Source organism: Burkholderia ubonensis (genome assembly GCF_001718695.1).
Lineage (GTDB): Bacteria > Pseudomonadota > Gammaproteobacteria > Burkholderiales > Burkholderiaceae > Burkholderia > Burkholderia ubonensis_B.
In genome coordinates this window covers 1211102-1227894 of record NZ_CP013422.1, presented here as the reverse complement: position 1 = coordinate 1227894, position 16793 = coordinate 1211102, and the positions used below count along the sequence as shown (strand labels likewise).

Sequence of the window (16793 nt, the reverse complement as noted above, 5' to 3'; positions counted from 1 at the left end):
GCGGGCCGTCGCGCACGCGTTACATCAGGTCCTTCCGGTACTGGATGAAGCCCGCGTTGGTCGCGAGCCGGTCGTACAGCGCGCGCGCCGTCGTATTGGTCTCGTGCGTGAGCCAGTACACGCGGCTCGCGCCGGCGTCGCGCGCCCGCGCATACACGGCCTCGATCAGCGCGCCGCCCGCGCCGCGCCCGCGCGCGTCGGCGGCCGTGTACAGGTCCTGCAGATAGCAGTACGGCCCCTCCGTCCAGCACGAGCGGTGGTACAGCGCGTGCACGATGCCGACCAGCGCGCCCGCGTCGTCGAACGCGCCGAGCACGAACATCGGTTCGGCGGGATCCATCAGGCGCGCCCAGGTCATCGCGAGCACGGCGTCGCTCGACGCGGTGTCGTAGAACCGCCGATACGCACACCACAGCGGCCGCCATGCGGCTTCGTCGGCGGCCTCGAGCGGCCGGACCGCGATGTGCGTCGCGCGGCTCCCGCGCTCGGCCGCGTCGCGCGCACGGGCTTGCCGCTCGCGGATCGCGACGAGCGATTCGCGTTGCACGCCGTCGGCGTCGAAGTTCGCGGGCGCGAGCCACGCTTCGAACGCGGCGCGCACGTCGGGCCATTCGCCGTCGACGATCGAGTACCACGCGGTGTCGCGGTTGCGGCCCTTGTAGACGAGCGCCTGCCGGAAGGTGCCCTCGTAGCGGAAGCCGAGCCGCTCGGCCGCCTTGCGGGACGGCGCGTTCAGGCTGTCGCATTTCCATTCGTAGCGCCGGTAGCCGAGCGTGTCGAACACGTGCCGCATCAGCAGGTACTGCGCCTCGGTCGAAATCGGCGTGCGCTGCAGGGCCGGCGAGAACGTGACCGAACCGACCTCGATCACGCCGTTGGCCGGGTCGATCCGCATCAGCGCGAGCGTGCCGACTGCGCGGTTCGTCGCGCGGTCGATCACCGTGTAGTGCAGCGGATCGGCGCTCGCCGCCGCGCCGCGCAGGTAGTCGCGGAAGCTCGACTCGTCGGCGTACGGCCCGTGTGCGAGATAGGTCCAGTCGCTGGCGTCGGGCGCTTGTGCGTACGCGGCGTACAGCTCGGCGGCATGGCGCTCGGCATCGAGCGGTTCGAGCCGGCAGTAGCGGCCTTCGAGCACGATGCGCTCCGGGCGCGGCCGCGCGGACCAGTCGGGAACGGGACGGCCGATGGGTTGCTGCAAATCGTTGGTGGGCGTGGACAAGATCGATCTCGCGTCGGTTGGCGGTTGGCGGCCGGCGGCTTGCCGGCATGCAGACGATCGTAGTGCCGGCGAGGTACCATGAAAAGCGCCAGACTCATGCAAATTTATGGTGCCACGCGTGCCGCTTCGCCGTGGTGCGCACCGTGATACCCCGATGCCGCGAGATTCGATGACGACCGACATTCCTTCCCACGACACGCCCGCGTTGCCGCTCGACGCGCCGCTCGCCCGCACGGCCGGCGCGCCTTCGTTGCAGCGGCAGCTTTTGCGCCGCTTGCGCGACGCAATTCTCGGCGGCGCGATGCCGGCCGGCGCGCGGCTGCCCGGCACGCGCGCGCTGGCCGGTACGCTCGGCATCTCGCGCAACACGGTGACGGCCGTCTACGAGCAGCTCGTCGCCGAAGGCTTCCTGCAATCGGACCGGCGCGGCACGCGCGTCGTCGGGCTGTCGCGCCGGGCCGAGCCGCGCCGGCGCACGGCGCCGCCGGCCGTCGCGCAGCGGCTCGGCCGCATCCGCCCGGCCCGCATCGACGGGGGCGGCGAATTTGACGGCTTCCGTCCGGGCGTGCCCGCGCTGGCGCATTTTCCGGTCGATGCGTGGCGCCATGCGATCGACCGCGCGCTGCGCCGCGCGGGGCGCGAGCAGCTCGGCTACGGCGATCCGCTCGGCGAGCCCGCGCTGCGCGAATCGATCGCAAGGCATCTGGCGGTGACGCGGGGCGTGCGCTGCGCCCCCGAGCAGATCGTGATGACCGAGGGCGCGCAAGCCGCGATCGCGCTGTGCGTGCAGCTGCTGACCAACCCCGGCGACACCGTGTGGGTCGAGGAGCCCGGCTACCGCGGCGCGCGCACCGCGATGCAGGCGGGCGACCTCGACGTGGCGCCGATGCCGGTCGACGCGGAAGGCTTGCGCGGGGAGGCCGACGACTGGCGCGACCGGACGCCGCGCCTCGTCTACACGACGCCGTCGAACCAGTTTCCGACCGGCGCGGTGCTGTCGATCTCGCGCCGGCTCGCGCTGCTCGACGCCGCGCGCCGGCATCGCGCGTGGGTCATCGAGGACGACTACGACAGCGAATTCCGCCACACCGGCGAGCCGATCGGCGCGATGCAGGGGCTCGCGCAGGATTCGCCGGTCCTGTATGTCGGCTCGTTCAGCAAGACGATGTTTCCGGCGCTGCGCATCGGCTTCCTGGTGCTGCCGGAAGCGCTGCTGCCCGCGGTGCGGGCCGTGCTGCCGGAGCTGCTGCGCGGCGGGGCGCGCCATCTGCAGCTCGCGCTGGCCGACTTCATCGAGAGCGGCGAATACGGGCGGCACCTCGGACGCATGCGCAGGCTGTACCGCGATCGCCGCCTCGCGCTGCTGGCCGCGCTCGACAGCGCGCTGAGCATCCCGCATCGCGTCGAGGGCGGGCCGTGCGGCCTGCATCTGACGCTGCGCCTGCCGACGCGCTACCCGGATCGCGCGCTCGTCGATGCGGCGCGCGCGCACGGCATCGTGCCGTATCCGCTGTCGGGTTTCTCGATGCGCGCGGAGACGGCGCTCAACGGGCTCGTGCTCGGCTTCGGCAACACGTCGGCGGATGCGTTCGCACCGATGCTGCGGACGTTGTCGACGATCGCGCAGCGTATCGCGCAAGCGCCGCGCAGCGAGCCGGTTGCGTATGCGGAAGATGAGCGGGGAGCCGGCGCTCGGTGAGCGTACGGTGCCGATGCTATCGGCCGTTGCCGTCCTACAAGACGTGCGATGCGCCGAGCAGCGCCGGCATGTCGTGCGCACGCTGCAGCGGACCCGTGCGTTTCGACAGCGCCCGACACTCAGCGCGCCGGTTCCGCGCGCACGATCCGGCGCGCGGCGGCCAGGCCCAACAGCAGCAGAACCGCCACATACGCGACGACCGCGCCCCACGCGCCATGTTGCCAGAACGCGCCGCCGATCGACCCGAGCACGCTCGACCCGAGATAGTAGGCCAGCAGGTAGAGCGAAGCGGCATGTCCCTTGGCGGACCCCGCGAGATGGCCAACCCAGCCGCTCGCGACCGAGTGGGCGACGAAGAAGCCGATCGTGACGAGCACGATGCCGATGATGATCGCGACGAGCGCGTGCGACAGCGTCAGCACGAGGCCTGCTGCGAATACCAGAATACCGCTGACAAGAACCGGGGCCCGTCCGAGACGGTCGGCGAGCGCGCCCGCGCTCGATGAAGCAACCATCCCGAACAGGTACGCGCCGAAGATCAGGCCGCATGCGGTCGGGCTCAGGTTGAAGGGGGCGGCCGTGAGTCGAAACCCGGCATAGTTGTATACCGTCACGAACGCGCCCATCACCAGGAAGCCGATCGCGAACACGAACGGAAGCCGGGCGTGATGCAACTGCTCGTTCCACAGCCGCACGTGGTGGCGCAGCGTCAGATCGGTTCGCTTCACGAAGCGTCGCGATTGCGGCAGCAGCATCACGAAGGCGACCGCGGCAACGAGATCGACGACGCCGATCGTCAGCATGGCCGTCCGCCATGAGAAGTGCTCTTCGAGCGCGCTCATGCCGATCCGGCCGATCATGCCGCCGAACGCGGTTCCGCCGACATAGAGCCCCATCGAGAAACCCAGCCCGTCGGACGCGATTTCCTCGGCGAGATAGGCCATCGCGACCGCCGGGACGCCGCCCAGCGCGAAGCCCTCGAGCGAACGCCATGCCAGCAGCAGGTTCCAGCTTGGCGAGAGCGCTGCGAGCACATTGAACAGTGCGGCAAGCGTCATCGACGCGAACATCAGCCCGCGCCGCCCGACGCGTTCGGAAAGTGCGCCGGCGCACAGGATGGAGAGCGCGAGCATCCCGGTCGACAGCGACAACGAGAGCGAACTGGAAGCCGCGCCGACGTGGAATTCGCGCACGAACGCGGGAAGCAGGGGCTGGACACAGTACAGCAGCGAGAAGGTGGAAAAGCCGGCAAGGAACAGCGCCAGCGCGATGCGCTTGTACGCCGCCGAGCGCGGGGAAACGCCGGCAGGCAGCACATCGGGCGCGGTGGTCGCGCCGCGCGCCGCCGCAGGCGGGTTCGTAGAAGAAGGCATGAGATGCACTGAATGGGCTGGGGAGGCGGCCATTCTTGCGCATGGTCAAACATATGTCCAATATATGAAATGAACCGTAGCAATATGTTTTGCATCTGGCTGCGGCCGCTCGTTGCGGCTGCATCTTCCCGTCCACCGTCGATCGCATTGCGCATGGAACTCAGGCATCTCCGCTACTTTCTGGCCGTCGCCGCCGCGTCGAACTTCACGAAGGCCGCGCAGGCGCTGGGCATCGGGCAGCCGCCGTTGAGCCAGCAGATCAAGGCGCTCGAGAGCGAACTCGGCGTGGAACTGTTCAAGCGGACCGCGCGCGGTGCCGAGCTGACGTTGGCGGGCGAGGTCTTCGCGGAAGAGGCGCGACGCGTGCTCGACGATGCCGAGCGTGCGGCACGAGCGGCCAAGCGAGCCGCGCGCGGAGAAATCGGGCATCTGCGGGTCGGCTTTACCGGAACGGCGGCGTTCAATTCGAAAGTGTCGGATCTGATTCGCCGCTTCCGGGAGGCGTTTCCGGATGCGGAGCTGACGTTGCAGGAAGCGACCTCGGGCGTGCTGTTCGACGCGCTCGAAGCTGGCCGGCTCGACGTCGGGATCGTGCGTCCGGAGCGCCGCATCGCCGATACGCTGCACGCCGCGGACTGGGACGAGGAGCCCATGTTTGTCGCGCTGCCCGTTGCTCATCGGTTGGCGCGGCGGCGGCGAATCGATTTGGCCGAACTGGCCGACGAGTCGTTCGTGCAAGTGCCGCGGGAGGCCGGCAGTGCGCTGTTCGACGACATCGTCGCCGCGTGCAATGCCGCCGGGTTCGAGCCGCGCATGGCGCAGCCCGCGCCGCAAATCGCGTCCGCGGTGACCCTGGTCGCGGCCGGGCTGGGTGTCTCGATCGTGCCGAACGCGATTACGCAGGTGCAGGTGGCAGGGGTGGTCTATCGGCCGGTGGCCGACGACGGCCTGCGCGCGCGGCTCGCGATCGCCTCGCGACGCGACGCGCAGTCGCCGGTGGTGCGCAACTTTCTCGCGTTGGCGTGGTAGCCGGCGTGCCGCGACGCGTTGGCAGAATTGGCATCGACTCGCGGCTGCCTGCACGCCGTGCACCGTGCAGTGAATATGCCGATTGACGAACAGGCGAGTTTGTCCGGAACGAATGCCGTCGCGGTTGCGGCGCGGCGCGCGCCGCCCGCATCCGGGTTTCGATGCGTAGGTCCGCGACGCGGCGTGGACTATAAATGGAGTCGTGTACTGGTGCTTGTCGGGCGTACGCGCGTGCCGCGCGGGTCCGCGCCGCGATCGCCCGGGGGAGGTGCACCGTGGTTCGCCTGACGCTTGTCCGCGCCGTGCTTCGCGCCGCGCTGATCGGCGCCGTATTCGCGTGGTCGTGCGCGCCGTCGCCGCTCGTTGCCGGGACCGTCGCGGCGCCGCGCACGCCGCCCGGCATGAAGGCCAGGACGGCCGCGCCGCCGTATTCGATGCCGGTCGATTTCCCTGCGATCGTCGAACGCTACGGCCCGGCCGTCGTGACCGTCTCGACGGCCGCGGCGGAGCCGCAATCCGGCGGCCCGTCGTTCATGGAACTCGATCCCGACGATCCGCTTGCCGCATTCTTTCGCCGCGCAGCGCCGCCGCCGGCCGCGCCACGCGCGCAGACGCCGGCGCAGCCTTCCGATGCGTTGCCGCGCGCGATCGCCGGCAGCGGCTCCGGGTTCATCGTCAGCGCCGACGGGATGATCCTGACGTCCGCGCACGTCGTTGACCAGGCCACCGACGTGACGGTGCGGCTGACCGACCGCCGCGAGTTCAAGGCGACGGTCCTGACCGTCGACGCGCAGAGCGACGTCGCGGTGCTGCGGATCGACGCGACGAAGCTGCCGGTGGTCCGGCTCGGCGATTCGTCGAAGGTGCGCGTCGGCGAGACGGTGATCGCGGTCGGCTTGCCGGACGGCACGGGGAACACGGTCACTGCCGGCATCGTCAGCGCGACCGCGCACACGCTGCCGGACGGCAGCGCCTTCCCGTTCTTCCAGACCGACATCGCGGTCAATCCCGACAACTCGGGCGGGCCGGTGTTCAATCGCGCCGGCGAGGTGATAGGGATCGCGGTGCAGGTCTATACGGGCGCGGACCGCTATTCGAGCCTGACCTTCGCGATTCCGATCGCGCTCGCCGTGAAGGTGCGCGCGCAAGTACAGGCGCAGATGCGCAGCAATGCGCAGGCGCAGCGCGCGGCGTCGGGGGATGGGGCGGGCAATGGGTCGGCTAATGGATCGGCTAATGCACTGGGTGTGGACGTGCAGGACGTCGGCGCGGGGCTCGCGGCCGCGTTCGGCCTGCCGCGGCCGGCAGGCGCGCTCGTCAACGCGGTCGAGCCCGGGTCGCCGGCCGCCGCGGTCGGCGTGAAGCCCGGCGACGTGATCGTGCAGATCGGCAACCGGCCGATCGGCCGCGCGGCGGAGTTGAACGATCTGGCCGCGGCGTTGCCGGCGGGCGGGAAGGCGACGCTGCGGGCGATCCGCAATCGCGTGCCGAAGACGCTGGTGGTCACGGGCGCGGCCACGGGCGCCGACGACGCGATCGACGATGCGGCGTCGGCAGGCGTGCCAGGTGCTACGGGGCCGGTCGCCGCCGCCGGTGCGACGGCGCTGACGGTGGCCGCCGCGCGGCCGGCCGACGGCGGCGATCGGCTCGGACTGACGATGCATCCGCTGAGCGACGCGGAACGCCGATCGACCGGGCTCGCCGTCGGAATGATGGTGGATGCGGTGCACGGGCCGGCTGCGCGCGCCGGCATCCGGCCCGGCGACGTGGTGCTCGAACTCAACGATACGTTGCTCGAAACGCCGGAAGACGTGCCGGCGCTGGAAGCGCACGGCGGCAACGCGATCGCGGTGCTGATCCAGCGCGACAACGCGCGCAGATTCGTGTCGGTGCGGGCGCGGTAGTGCGTTGACCGCCAAGCGGTCGAGCAACTAACATCGTTCGACATCGCTGCCCGCGATTCGGGCATTCGGAGCCATACGGAATGAACGCGGCAATCTTTTTCGTAGTAGTACACAGGCGCAGGGTCCGGTAGCGACATCGCGCCGGCACCCATGCGCCCCCGACTTGCTCGGGGGCTTTTTTTGGCATCGCGCACGGCCGCACGGCGCATGTGCGGGAGGGCATCCACTTGCAACCAGACCTGTCGAATGCTTCGGCCGCCGCGGCGCCGCGATATGCGACGTTGATCGCGCTGTGCGTGCTCTCGGTGCTGCCGTTGAGCTTGTTTCTGCCGTCGTTGCCCGCGATCGCGCGCGAACTGCGCGCCGACTACGCGCTGGTCGCCCTTTCCGTCGCCGGCTACGCGGCCGTCGCCGCAACGCTCGAACTAATCATGGGGCCGCTGTCGGACCGCTTCGGTCGGCGGCCGATCGTGCTGCTGAGCGTAGGGGCGTTCACGCTCGGCTCGCTCGGTTGTGCGCTCGCAACCGACATTCGCGTGTTTCTCGCTTGCCGTCTGCTGCAGGCCGCGATTACGTCCGTCTACCCGGTGTCGATGGCGACGATTCGCGACACCGGCGGGGGCGAGCATGCGGCCGGGCGGATCGGCTATGCGGCGATGGCGGCGGCGATCGCCCCGATGCTCGGTCCGATGGTGGGCGGCGTGCTCGATCAGACCGTCGGCTGGCGCGCGAGCTTCGGGCTGCTCGCCGCAGCCGGCATTGCGCTGCTCGGCTGGTGTGCGGCCGATCTCGTCGAGACGCATTCGCCCCACGTCCGGACGCTCGCGCAACAGCTGCGCGCGTATCCGGCACTGCTGCGCGCGCGTCGGTTCTGGGCCTATGCGCTTTGCATGGCGTTTTCCACCGGCGCGTTCTACGCGTTCCTGGCCGGTGCGCCGCTGGCCGCCAAAGTGGTGTTCGGTATCCCGCCCGTGCAAATCGGCTTGTGCATGGGTGTGGTCACGGCCGGCTTCATATGCGGCAGCTTCGTCGCTGCGCGACGCGCACACCGGCATGCGCTTGCGACGACGATCCTGTGCGGGCGCGCGGTCGCCTGCATGGGGCCGGCGATCGCGCTTGCATTGTTGCTCGGCGGCGTGACGCATCCGCTTGCATGGTTCGGCCCGTGCGTCTTGATCGGCGTCGGAAACGGGCTGTCGAATCCGGCGGCGCACGCGGGCGCGATGGCGGTACGGCCGGATCTGGCGGGCAGCGCATCGGGGCTGGCCGGCGCCGCGACCATCGCCGGCGGCGCCGCGCTCGCGTCGTTGACCGGCGCCGTCCTGACCACCGGCAATGCGGCGTATGCGCCGCTCGCGATGATGTCGCTGTCGACGCTCATCGCGTTGGCGGCGGCAATGTGCATCCGGGCCTTCGATGCCCGCGCGTGAGTCATGTGCGCCGCCGCGCGCGGCCGGCGCGCCGATCGGGCGCAATGTGCGCGCCGTGCCGACCGGAGCCAAACGACGCGACGCGCAGCCGTTCCCGCCGGCGCCCGCGCATTGCCACTACAGCCGTTACGGCTTCGCGCCGACCACGAACTCGAACGTCGCGACGCCGTCCACCCCGCCGGTCACGCGGTCCCCCGGCTGCAGCGCGCCGACGCCCGCCGGCGTGCCGGTGAAGATCAGGTCGCCGGCCTTCAGCTCGACCGAGCGCGACACCGCCGCGATGATGTCCGGCACCGGCCAGATCATGTCGGCGAGGTCGCCTTGCTGCCGGGTTTCGCCATTGACCGCGAGCCAGATGCGTCCCGCTGCCGGATGGCCGGTGGCGGCGGCGGGCCGCAGCGCGGTCACGGGCCCCGACGCGTCGAAGCCCTTCGCCCAGTCCCACGGCCGGCTCAGCTTCTTCGCGTCGGCCTGCAGGTCGCGGCGCGTCAGGTCGACGCCGACGCCGTAGCCCCACACGTGCGACAGCGCGTCGGCGGGGTCGATCGCGCGTCCGCCGCGGCCGATCGCGACCACGAGCTCGATTTCATGGTGCAGGTCGTTCGTCAGCGGCGGATACGGGACGGCGCCGGCCGCGGGCACGATCGCATCGGCCGGCTTCGTGAAGAAGAACGGCGGCTCGCGGGTCGGATCGGCGCCCATCTCGCGCGCATGCTCGGCGTAGTTGCGGCCGACGCAGAACACGCGGCGCACCGGAAAGCGTGCGGATGATTGGTCGACTGCGACGGAAGGACGCTCGGGAGCGTCGATGACGTATTCGGACATCGGGTGGCCTCGTTCGGGTGGAAGACGGAGCCGGCGCGCGCGTCGCGCGGCGGCCAGCATGCGTGAACGATACCCGACGCGCATCGCGCCGGATGCGACGCAACTGCGCATTTCCGGGACAAAACTACGCGTCGCCGTCCGGCAACGCGGCGTTCGCGTCGCGATACGCCTTCGGCGACACGCCGACCCGCGCGCGGAACCGCCGCGCGAAATACCCTTCGTCGCGAAAGCCGACCGCGCGCGCGATCTCGGCGATGCGCCGGCTGGTGTGCGCGAGCAGCGACTGCGCGAGCGCGATGCGGCGCTCGGTCACGAGATCGGTGAACGTGCTGCCGGTCTCCTTGCGGATCAGGTGCGCGAGATAGTTCGGCGACAGGAACGCGGCCTCGGCGGTGGCGGCGAGGGTCAGGTCTTCGCGGGTCAGGTTCGCGCGCACGTGGCGCAGCACGCGCGCGAGCGCGTCGCGGCGGCCCGCGCGGTGCGCGCCGCGCTGCGCGAGCTTGTCGAGCGCGCCGGCGTACTGCGTGCAGACGAGCCCGATCAACTGCAGCAGGTAGCCGCGCAACAGCGTCGTCGAGCCGAACGTGCGGGCGCGATCGGCGTCGATCATGCACAGCGCGAGACGGCGCGCCTCGTCGAATGCGTCGCCGGTGAGGATGAAATCCAGATGCTCCTGGAAGCGGAACGGCGTCAGCTCGGGAAAGCGGTGCGCGGGCACGTCCTCGAGGTCGAGCGGGTCGACGTCGAGATCGGCGCGCAGGAACGCCTGGCTGAAGTTGATCACGATGAAGTGCGCGCCTTCGGGATGCGGAATCAGGTGCTCGCGGTACGGCAGCACGAACGCGAGCGCGCCGCGCGGAAACGGCCGCGTGACGCCGCCGATGCGCTGCTCGGTGTCGCCGCCGAGGTTGAACTGGATCTGGAAGTACGCGTGCCGGTGCGGCTCGGTGATCGCCTGGCGCGATGCCTGGTCGCGGATGTAGAAATCGAGCCGGTCGCTGCGTTCGGGCATCCCGTACAGGCGCGGCGGGGCGGAGGAGGACATGAAGAATTCGGCTGGTCGAGACGCGGTTGAGCCGCGATGGTACAGCGAACCGGGCGCCGCCGGAATCGGCGGGCGCCGGGCGATGGTCGCGTGGGGCGGCTCGACGCTTCGCGCCTCGCTGCACCGGATCGGCTATGCGTCCGGATGGAAGCCGAGATAGCGCACGCGCGGGCCGGCAAGCGCGGCGGCGCTGCGGCTCGCCCCGCCCACCGCCGCGAGCGCGTCGATCGTGGCGGTGCGATTCGACGTCAGCGTCCACTCTGTCGCTTGCGCGTCGTCGGCGGCCGGCGCCGCGCGCACGGCCGTCAGCGCGGCGAGCAGCGCATCCGCGGGCGGCGCATGAACCGCGAAGCCCTCGTTCGCGACGGCCGCCGTATCGATGCCGAGCATCTCGCACAGCCGCGCCCGCAGCGGCGTCTCGGTCTCGCTGGCCGTTCGCGAACGTGCGACGTGCTCGGCCGTTGCCGCGTCGACGAGCGTGCCGCCGCGCAGCAGCGGCGCCTGCTGCCATGCGTCCGACGGGCATTGCTTGCCGGGCGGCGCGAGCGGCACGAACGGGTTGACTTCGGCCGGGTAGATGCGGCATACGAGCGGCCGATCGTCGTAGATCCCGCAGCGGAGGTCGTCGCGCAGGTTGGGGCACGGCCCGGCATGCGATGCGACGAGCACGGCCGTCACACGCAGCGGCAGCGTGCCGCTCGAGGCGGGCGTCGAGCGCGCCCGCTTGTACGCGGCGAACGCGTTGCCGGCCTCGGGCTCCTCGAGCCACGGCATCGCGTCGCACAGCAGTTCGACGTGGCCGCCGCGGCGCAGCCACGCGATCGCTTCGTCGATCGTCAACGGAATGCGCAGGTCGCGGCAGCAGCCGCCGCAGCCGGTGCACGCGAAATCGAGGTCGGCCGGCGTGTCGTTCATGCGCATGTGTCGGGTGCCGCGTTCAAGCGGGAAAGGATGGCGCCGCAGCCGGCGGCCCGGTTCATGCGTCGCGCGCCAGCAGCGGCGCGACGCGCCGGCGCAGTTCGGGCACGACGTCGGCGTCGAACCACGGATGGTGCTTGAACCATCCCGTGTTGCGCGGCGATGGATGCGGCAGCGGCAGCACCGCCGGGCCGTAGTCGCGCCATGCGCGCACGGTGTCCGTCAGGGTCGCCTTGCGCGCGTCGCGCAGGAAATGCCGCTGCGCGTACTGGCCGACCAGCAACGTCAGGCGGATCGCCGGCAGTTCCGCGAGCAGGCGGTCGAGCCACAGCGGCGCGCATTCGGGGCGCGGCGGGTTGTCACCGCTCGCGCCGCGGCCCGGATAGCAGAAGCCCATCGGCACGATCGCGAAGCGCGATGCGTCGTAGAACGTGTCGGCGTCGACGCCGAGCCAGTCGCGCAATCGCTTGCCGCTCGCGTCGTCCCACGGGATGCCGCTCGCATGCACGCGCGCGCCGGGCGCCTGCCCGACGATCAGGATGCGGGCGTCGCGGTGCGCGCGCAGCACGGGGCGCGGGCCGAGCGGCAGCTCGGCTTCGCACACGCGGCACGCGCGGATTTCGGCAAGCAGCGCGTCGAGCGGCGCGCGCGGTCGGTTCGGCATCGGGGGTATGCGTTGCGGGGATGCGGTTTCGCGGCGAGTTGCGCGCGGATCGAATTCCAATGGGGAACCGGGGCGGGCGCGCGGCACGCGCGCCGTTCATGGAGGCCATTCGGGGACTTACCCCGAACGCATGGCTCAGTCGGCGCGCGTCGCGCCCATTTCGGCGACGGCAGCATCATACATCGCGGTTTGCGCGACCGCGGCAACGCGCGCCCGGTCGTCGTCCTGCGCGCCGTCGCGCATGCCCCAGCGCCGGTACTGCGACAGGAACCACAGGCCGTCGTCGGCGCAAGGCCGGTTCACCGCGCCGTTCGCGTGAAACGCGACCGGCAGCGGCGGCGCGGCGAACGGCCCCGCGCCGTAGTCGCCGAGCAGGCGCGGCGCGATCAGCGCGGCCGGCACGCCGATCGCGTCCGGCGACGCGAGCCAGTCCGCGGCTTGGCGGCGGTGCGCGGGGCTGTCGAGCCACGCGCACGCGTCGACGAGCGTGCGGATCAGCGCGCGCGCGGCGTTCGGATACAGCTCGGTGAAATCGCGCCGGCACGCGAGCGCCTTTTCCGGATGATCGGGCCAGACCTCGCTCGTCGCGGCGACGGTGCGGCCCGCGCGGCACGCCTCGGCGACCGCATGCCACGGCTCGCCCGCGCAAAAGCCGTCGAGCTCGCCTTGCGCGAGCGCGGCGACCATCTCGGGCGGCGGAATCACGACGCTGCGGATCTCGCGCAGCGGGTCGACGCCGTGCGACGCAAGCCAGTGGTAGAGCCACATCGCGTGCGTGCCGGTCGGGAAGGTCTGCGCGAACACGGGCGGGCGGCCGAGCGTCGCGAGCGCGTCGCGCAGGTTGCCGCGCGCGCGGAACGCGTCGGCGAGCGGCCCGGAGAACGTGATCGCCTGGCCGTTGCGGTTCAGCACCATCAGCACGGCCATGTCGGCCTGCGGGCTGCCGATGCCGAGCTGCATCCCGCAGACGAGGCCATACAGCGCATGCGCGGCGTCGAGTTCGCCGGACAGCAGCTTGTCGCGCACCGCGGCCCACGACGGCTGGCGGCTCAGTTCGAGCGTGAGGCCGTGGCGCGCGCCGAGGCCGCGGCGCTGCGCGACGATCAGCGGGGCGGCGTCGCTCAGCGCGACGAAGCCGAGACGGAGATGCGCGCGTTCCGGCGCGGCGGGAATCGGAGGGTTCATGGTGGTCATTGTGAAGGCGCGTCGAGCAGTTGCCGCGCGGCGTCGACGATGCGGATGCCCTGGTCCATCGCGCGCTTGCGCAGCATCGCGTACGCATCGTGCTCGGACAGGCGGCGGCGGTCCATCAGCAGGCGTTTCGCGCGATCGATCAGCTTGCGGTCGGCGAGTTCGCGCTCGACGTCGGCGAGCCGCTGGCGCAGCGCTTCGTCGTGCGAGAAGCGGGCGAGCGCGACTTCGAGGATCGGCGCGAGCCGCTCGGCGGACAGCCCTTCGACGAGATACGCGCTGACCCCGGCGCCGACCGCCGCGCGGATCAGCGTCTGGTCGGCGTCGTGGCTGAACATCAGCACCGGGCGGGGCGCGGTCGCGTTCATCACCGCGAGCTGTTCGAGCGTGTCGCGCGACGGCGATTCGGTGTCGATGATCACGACGTCGGGCCGCTGCGCCTCGACGGCGGCCGGCAGCCGCGCCGGCGTCGCGACTTCGTTCAGCATCTCGTAGCCGAGGCGCGCGAGCGCATCGCGCAGGTCGCCGATCGGTTTCTGCGTATCGGTGACGAGCAGCACGCGCAGCCTGACGGGTGTAGCGGACGCACTCATGATGCAAGCCGATGAAACAGGTGAGCGGCGTCCCGGCGGGACTTCCGCCGGCCGCCGCGCGGGCGGCCGACGCTTTCAATATAGATCGGCGGCATACGCCGCATTGCGCGCCGCATCCTACGCCGCGCGCCGGGCGGCGGAGCCGGCATCGACGTCGTTCGCGCCGGTCAATGCCGAGGCTTCGCCGATCGCCGCGCCGACCAGGATCACCGCCGGGCTGCCGAGCCCGGCCTGCGCGACGCCCTGGGCCAGCGTGCCGAGCGTGCCGGTCCAGCGGCGCTCGGCGGGCGTGCCGGCCCATTGCACGGCCGCGGCCGGCGTCGACGCGGGCAGCGCGGCGAGCAGGCCGGCGGCGATCCGCTCGATGCGCGTCATGCCCATATAGATCGCGAGCGTGGCGCCGGTTGCCGCAAGGCGCGGCAGTCGGGTTCGCCGTGATCCTGCAGGTGCGCGGTGACGAACGTGACGCCCTGGCAGTGGTCGCGGTGCGTGAGCGACACGCCGAGGCTCGCGGCCGCCGCGAAGCCCGACGAGATGCCGTTGACGATCTCGACCGGAATCGCCGCGTCGCGCAGCGTCTTCAGCTCCTCGCCGGCGCGGCCGAACAGCAGCGCCTCGCCGCCCTTGACGCGCACGACGTGCGCGCCGCGCAGCGCGCAGCGGCGCATCAGCCGCTCGATGAATGCCTGCGGCGTCGAGCGGCAGCCGCCGCGCTTGCCGACACGCACGACGCGTGCATTGGGCGCGAGCGTGACGATCTCCGGGTTGACCAGATCGTCGAGCAGCAACACGTCGGCGGCGGCGAGCGCCTTCACGGCCTTCAGCGTGAGCAAATCGAGATCGCCGGGGCCGGCGCCGAGCAGGGTGACCTTGCCAGTCGTCATGTCGTGTTCCTGTGCCGCATGCGGCGGCGATAACGCGTTGTTGCTCGCGGCAGCGGGCGGTCGAGGCGACCACGGCGTCCCGCCGTGCCGAGCACGGGCTGGACGCCGTTGTCCACGTCGGTTCTGCCGGCCCCGCCTGGATCGGCCGGGACGGCATGGGGAAAGACCGCCCACCGGCGCCGTTGCCGGTGTCGATAACGGATTCAGCAATAAACGGGCCAAGCGTCGCGTCGCGGCCCGCGCCCGCGGCGACGTGCGGCGCACGACGCCGCCGCGGCACGCGAACGCATGCACTCGCATGCGGCGGCGCCGCGCATGCGATGCCCGCACGACGTGCATCGCGACGCACCGGCACGCACCGCGATGCCGCACGGCGACAGTGCTGCATCGCACCACAACTGTGCCGCGATGCCTCCCGACGTATCGCGGCCGATTCCGCGCAAGACGGCCGACGGCGCCCGGCGAGCCTTGTACGACAGGGCGCTCGCGGAGATTTCGCGTTGCATGGCACGCCGCTTGCGTTAGCTGGCTCGGGCGAATCAATGGCGATTCGTCCGCAGTACCGAATACTGACGCGCCCGGCAACGGGCTCCCTGGGCAACGGCGTCCTACGCATCGGGTCTCGACACGAGACCGGGTTCGCAGGACGCCGTTTTTGTTTGGTGAATGAGATATGTCCGACAAGGCTACCCGCATCGATCTCTTCAGTTTCGGCAGCGCGCCGATGCGCGCGTTCCATCTGACGTGGATGGCGTTTTTCGTCTGCTTCTTCGCATGGTTCGCGTGTGCGCCGCTGATGCCGCTGATCGCGCGCGAATTCCACCTGAGCGCCGCGCAGGTCGCGAACATCAACATCGCCGCGGTCGCCGCGACGATCGTCGTGCGGCTGGTCGTCGGCCCGTTGTGCGACCGCTTCGGCCCGCGCCGCGTCTATGCGGGGCTGCTCGCGGTCGGCGCGATTCCGGTGATCGCGGTCGCGTTCAGCCACGACTACCTGACGTTCCTGATCTGCCGGCTCGGCATCGGCGCGGTGGGCGCGAGCTTCGTGATCACGCAGTACCACACGTCGGTGATGTTCGCGCCGAACGTCGTCGGCACAGCAAACGCGACGACGGCCGGCTGGGGCAACGCGGGTGCGGGCGCGACGCAGGCGCTGATGCCGCTGATCGCGGCCGCCGCGCTGATGCTCGGCTTCGGCGACTCCGCCTCCTGGCGCGCTGCGCTCGTCGTGCCGGCCGTCGCGATGCTGGCGATGGCGTGGGTCTACTGGCGCTACACGCAGGACTGCCCGCAAGGCGATTTCATCGAACTGCGCAAGCAGGGCGTGACGATCGACAGCGGCAAGAAGGGCGGCTGGGCGAGCTTCTTCACCGCTTGCGGCAACTATCGCGTGTGGATGCTGTTCGTCACGTACGGCGCGTGTTTCGGCGTCGAAGTGTTCATTCACAACATCGCGGCGCTGTACTACGTCGATCACTTCAAGCTGTCGCTGAAGGACGCGGGTCTCGCGGCCGGCATGTTCGGCGTGCTCGCGCTGTTCGCGCGCGCGCTCGGCGGCTGGCTGTCGGACAAGGTCGCCGCGCGCCGCAGCCTCGACGTGCGCGCAACGCTGCTGTGCGCGCTGATCGTCGGCGAAGGGCTCGGCCTGGTCTGGTTCTCGCACGCGGGCAGCGTCGGCGTCGCGCTGGCCGCGATGCTGACCTTCGGCCTCTTCACGCACATGGCGTGCGGCGCGACCTACGCGCTCGTGCCGTTCATCGACCGCAAGGCGCTCGGCGGCGTCGCGGGCATCGTCGGCGCGGGCGGCAACGTCGGCGCGGTCGCGGCGGGCTTCCTGCTGAAGGGCGTCGGCGACGTGCAGCACACGCTGAGCCTGCTCGGGCTCGTCGTCACCGCGTCGGCGCTGTGCGCGATGGCGGTGCGCTTCAGCGAAGAACACAAGGCCCGCGAGGCGGCGCTGCGCGAACGCGCGCTGGCCGCGAGCGGCGTCGCGAACTGATTGAACGTCCGAGGAACACC

At 71.1% G+C, this 16793-nt stretch carries 13 protein-coding genes and 1 pseudogene; 5 read left to right on the top strand and 9 right to left on the bottom strand.

From position 1 onward, the window contains the following. Window positions 1-19: 19 nt before the first annotated feature. Complete coding sequence (locus WJ35_RS25180) at window positions 20-1219, bottom strand: GNAT family N-acetyltransferase (RefSeq protein ID WP_069240264.1); 1200 nt, start codon at window positions 1217-1219, stop codon at window positions 20-22. A gap of 169 nt (window positions 1220-1388) precedes the next feature. Between WJ35_RS25180 and WJ35_RS25175 the strand changes: the two genes are divergently transcribed. After that, window positions 1389-2918, top strand: coding sequence for a PLP-dependent aminotransferase family protein (locus tag WJ35_RS25175; RefSeq protein WP_069240631.1), 1530 nt, complete (start codon window positions 1389-1391; stop codon window positions 2916-2918). Between the two features lie 119 nt (window positions 2919-3037). On the opposite strand, the gene WJ35_RS25170 is transcribed toward WJ35_RS25175, so the two are convergent. Continuing rightward, window positions 3038-4291 (bottom strand): MFS transporter, encoded by a 1254-nt coding sequence (locus WJ35_RS25170; protein WP_069240263.1) that lies wholly within the window; start codon window positions 4289-4291, stop codon window positions 3038-3040. Window positions 4292-4444: 153 nt separating this feature from the next. Here WJ35_RS25170 and WJ35_RS25165 point away from each other — a divergent pair, with 153 nt between their 5' ends. From WJ35_RS25165 to WJ35_RS25155, 3 genes are all read left to right on the top strand, one after another. Continuing rightward, window positions 4445-5320, top strand: coding sequence for a LysR family transcriptional regulator (locus tag WJ35_RS25165; protein ID WP_069240262.1), 876 nt, complete (start codon window positions 4445-4447; stop codon window positions 5318-5320). 275 nt (window positions 5321-5595) lie between these two features. Continuing rightward, complete coding sequence (locus WJ35_RS25160; protein ID WP_069240261.1) at window positions 5596-7224, top strand: trypsin-like peptidase domain-containing protein; 1629 nt, start codon at window positions 5596-5598, stop codon at window positions 7222-7224. Between the two features lie 227 nt (window positions 7225-7451). Beyond that, complete coding sequence (locus WJ35_RS25155; RefSeq protein WP_069240260.1) at window positions 7452-8654, top strand: MFS transporter; 1203 nt, start codon at window positions 7452-7454, stop codon at window positions 8652-8654. Between the two features lie 126 nt (window positions 8655-8780). On the opposite strand, the gene WJ35_RS25150 is transcribed toward WJ35_RS25155, so the two are convergent. The 7 genes and pseudogenes from WJ35_RS25150 to cobA all read right to left on the bottom strand — a co-directional run bounded on the left by WJ35_RS25150 (window position 8781) and on the right by cobA (window position 14774). Further along, on the bottom strand, window positions 8781-9479 hold the full coding sequence (locus WJ35_RS25150; protein WP_069240259.1) for a fumarylacetoacetate hydrolase family protein: 699 nt from the start codon (window positions 9477-9479) through the stop codon (window positions 8781-8783). 124 nt (window positions 9480-9603) lie between these two features. After that, window positions 9604-10524, bottom strand: a complete 921-nt coding sequence (locus WJ35_RS25145) for a helix-turn-helix transcriptional regulator (protein ID WP_045565038.1) — start codon at window positions 10522-10524, stop codon at window positions 9604-9606. A 132-nt stretch (window positions 10525-10656) separates the two neighbouring features. After that, window positions 10657-11439 (bottom strand): YkgJ family cysteine cluster protein, encoded by a 783-nt coding sequence (locus WJ35_RS25140; protein ID WP_069240630.1) that lies wholly within the window; start codon window positions 11437-11439, stop codon window positions 10657-10659. 61 nt (window positions 11440-11500) lie between these two features. Continuing rightward, the gene (locus WJ35_RS25135) at window positions 11501-12106 is read right to left on the bottom strand and encodes a uracil-DNA glycosylase family protein (RefSeq protein WP_069240258.1); all 606 of its coding nucleotides are present in this window, start codon (window positions 12104-12106) and stop codon (window positions 11501-11503) included. 135 nt (window positions 12107-12241) lie between these two features. Then, a complete protein-coding gene (locus WJ35_RS25130; protein ID WP_069240629.1) occupies window positions 12242-13291 on the bottom strand; it encodes a CmpA/NrtA family ABC transporter substrate-binding protein in 1050 nt (349 codons plus the stop codon). Window positions 13292-13296: 5 nt separating this feature from the next. Further along, window positions 13297-13890: an ANTAR domain-containing response regulator gene (locus tag WJ35_RS25125; protein ID WP_069240257.1), complete on the bottom strand. Its 594-nt coding sequence runs from the start codon at window positions 13888-13890 to the stop codon at window positions 13297-13299. Window positions 13891-14007: 117 nt separating this feature from the next. Continuing rightward, window positions 14008-14774 (bottom strand): annotated as a pseudogene (gene cobA, locus WJ35_RS25120) (uroporphyrinogen-III C-methyltransferase). A gap of 673 nt (window positions 14775-15447) precedes the next feature. Here cobA and WJ35_RS25110 point away from each other — a divergent pair. Beyond that, entirely contained in the window at window positions 15448-16773 is a 1326-nt protein-coding gene (locus WJ35_RS25110) for an MFS transporter (RefSeq protein ID WP_060236514.1), read from the top strand. The last annotated feature ends 20 nt before the right edge of the window (window positions 16774-16793 follow it).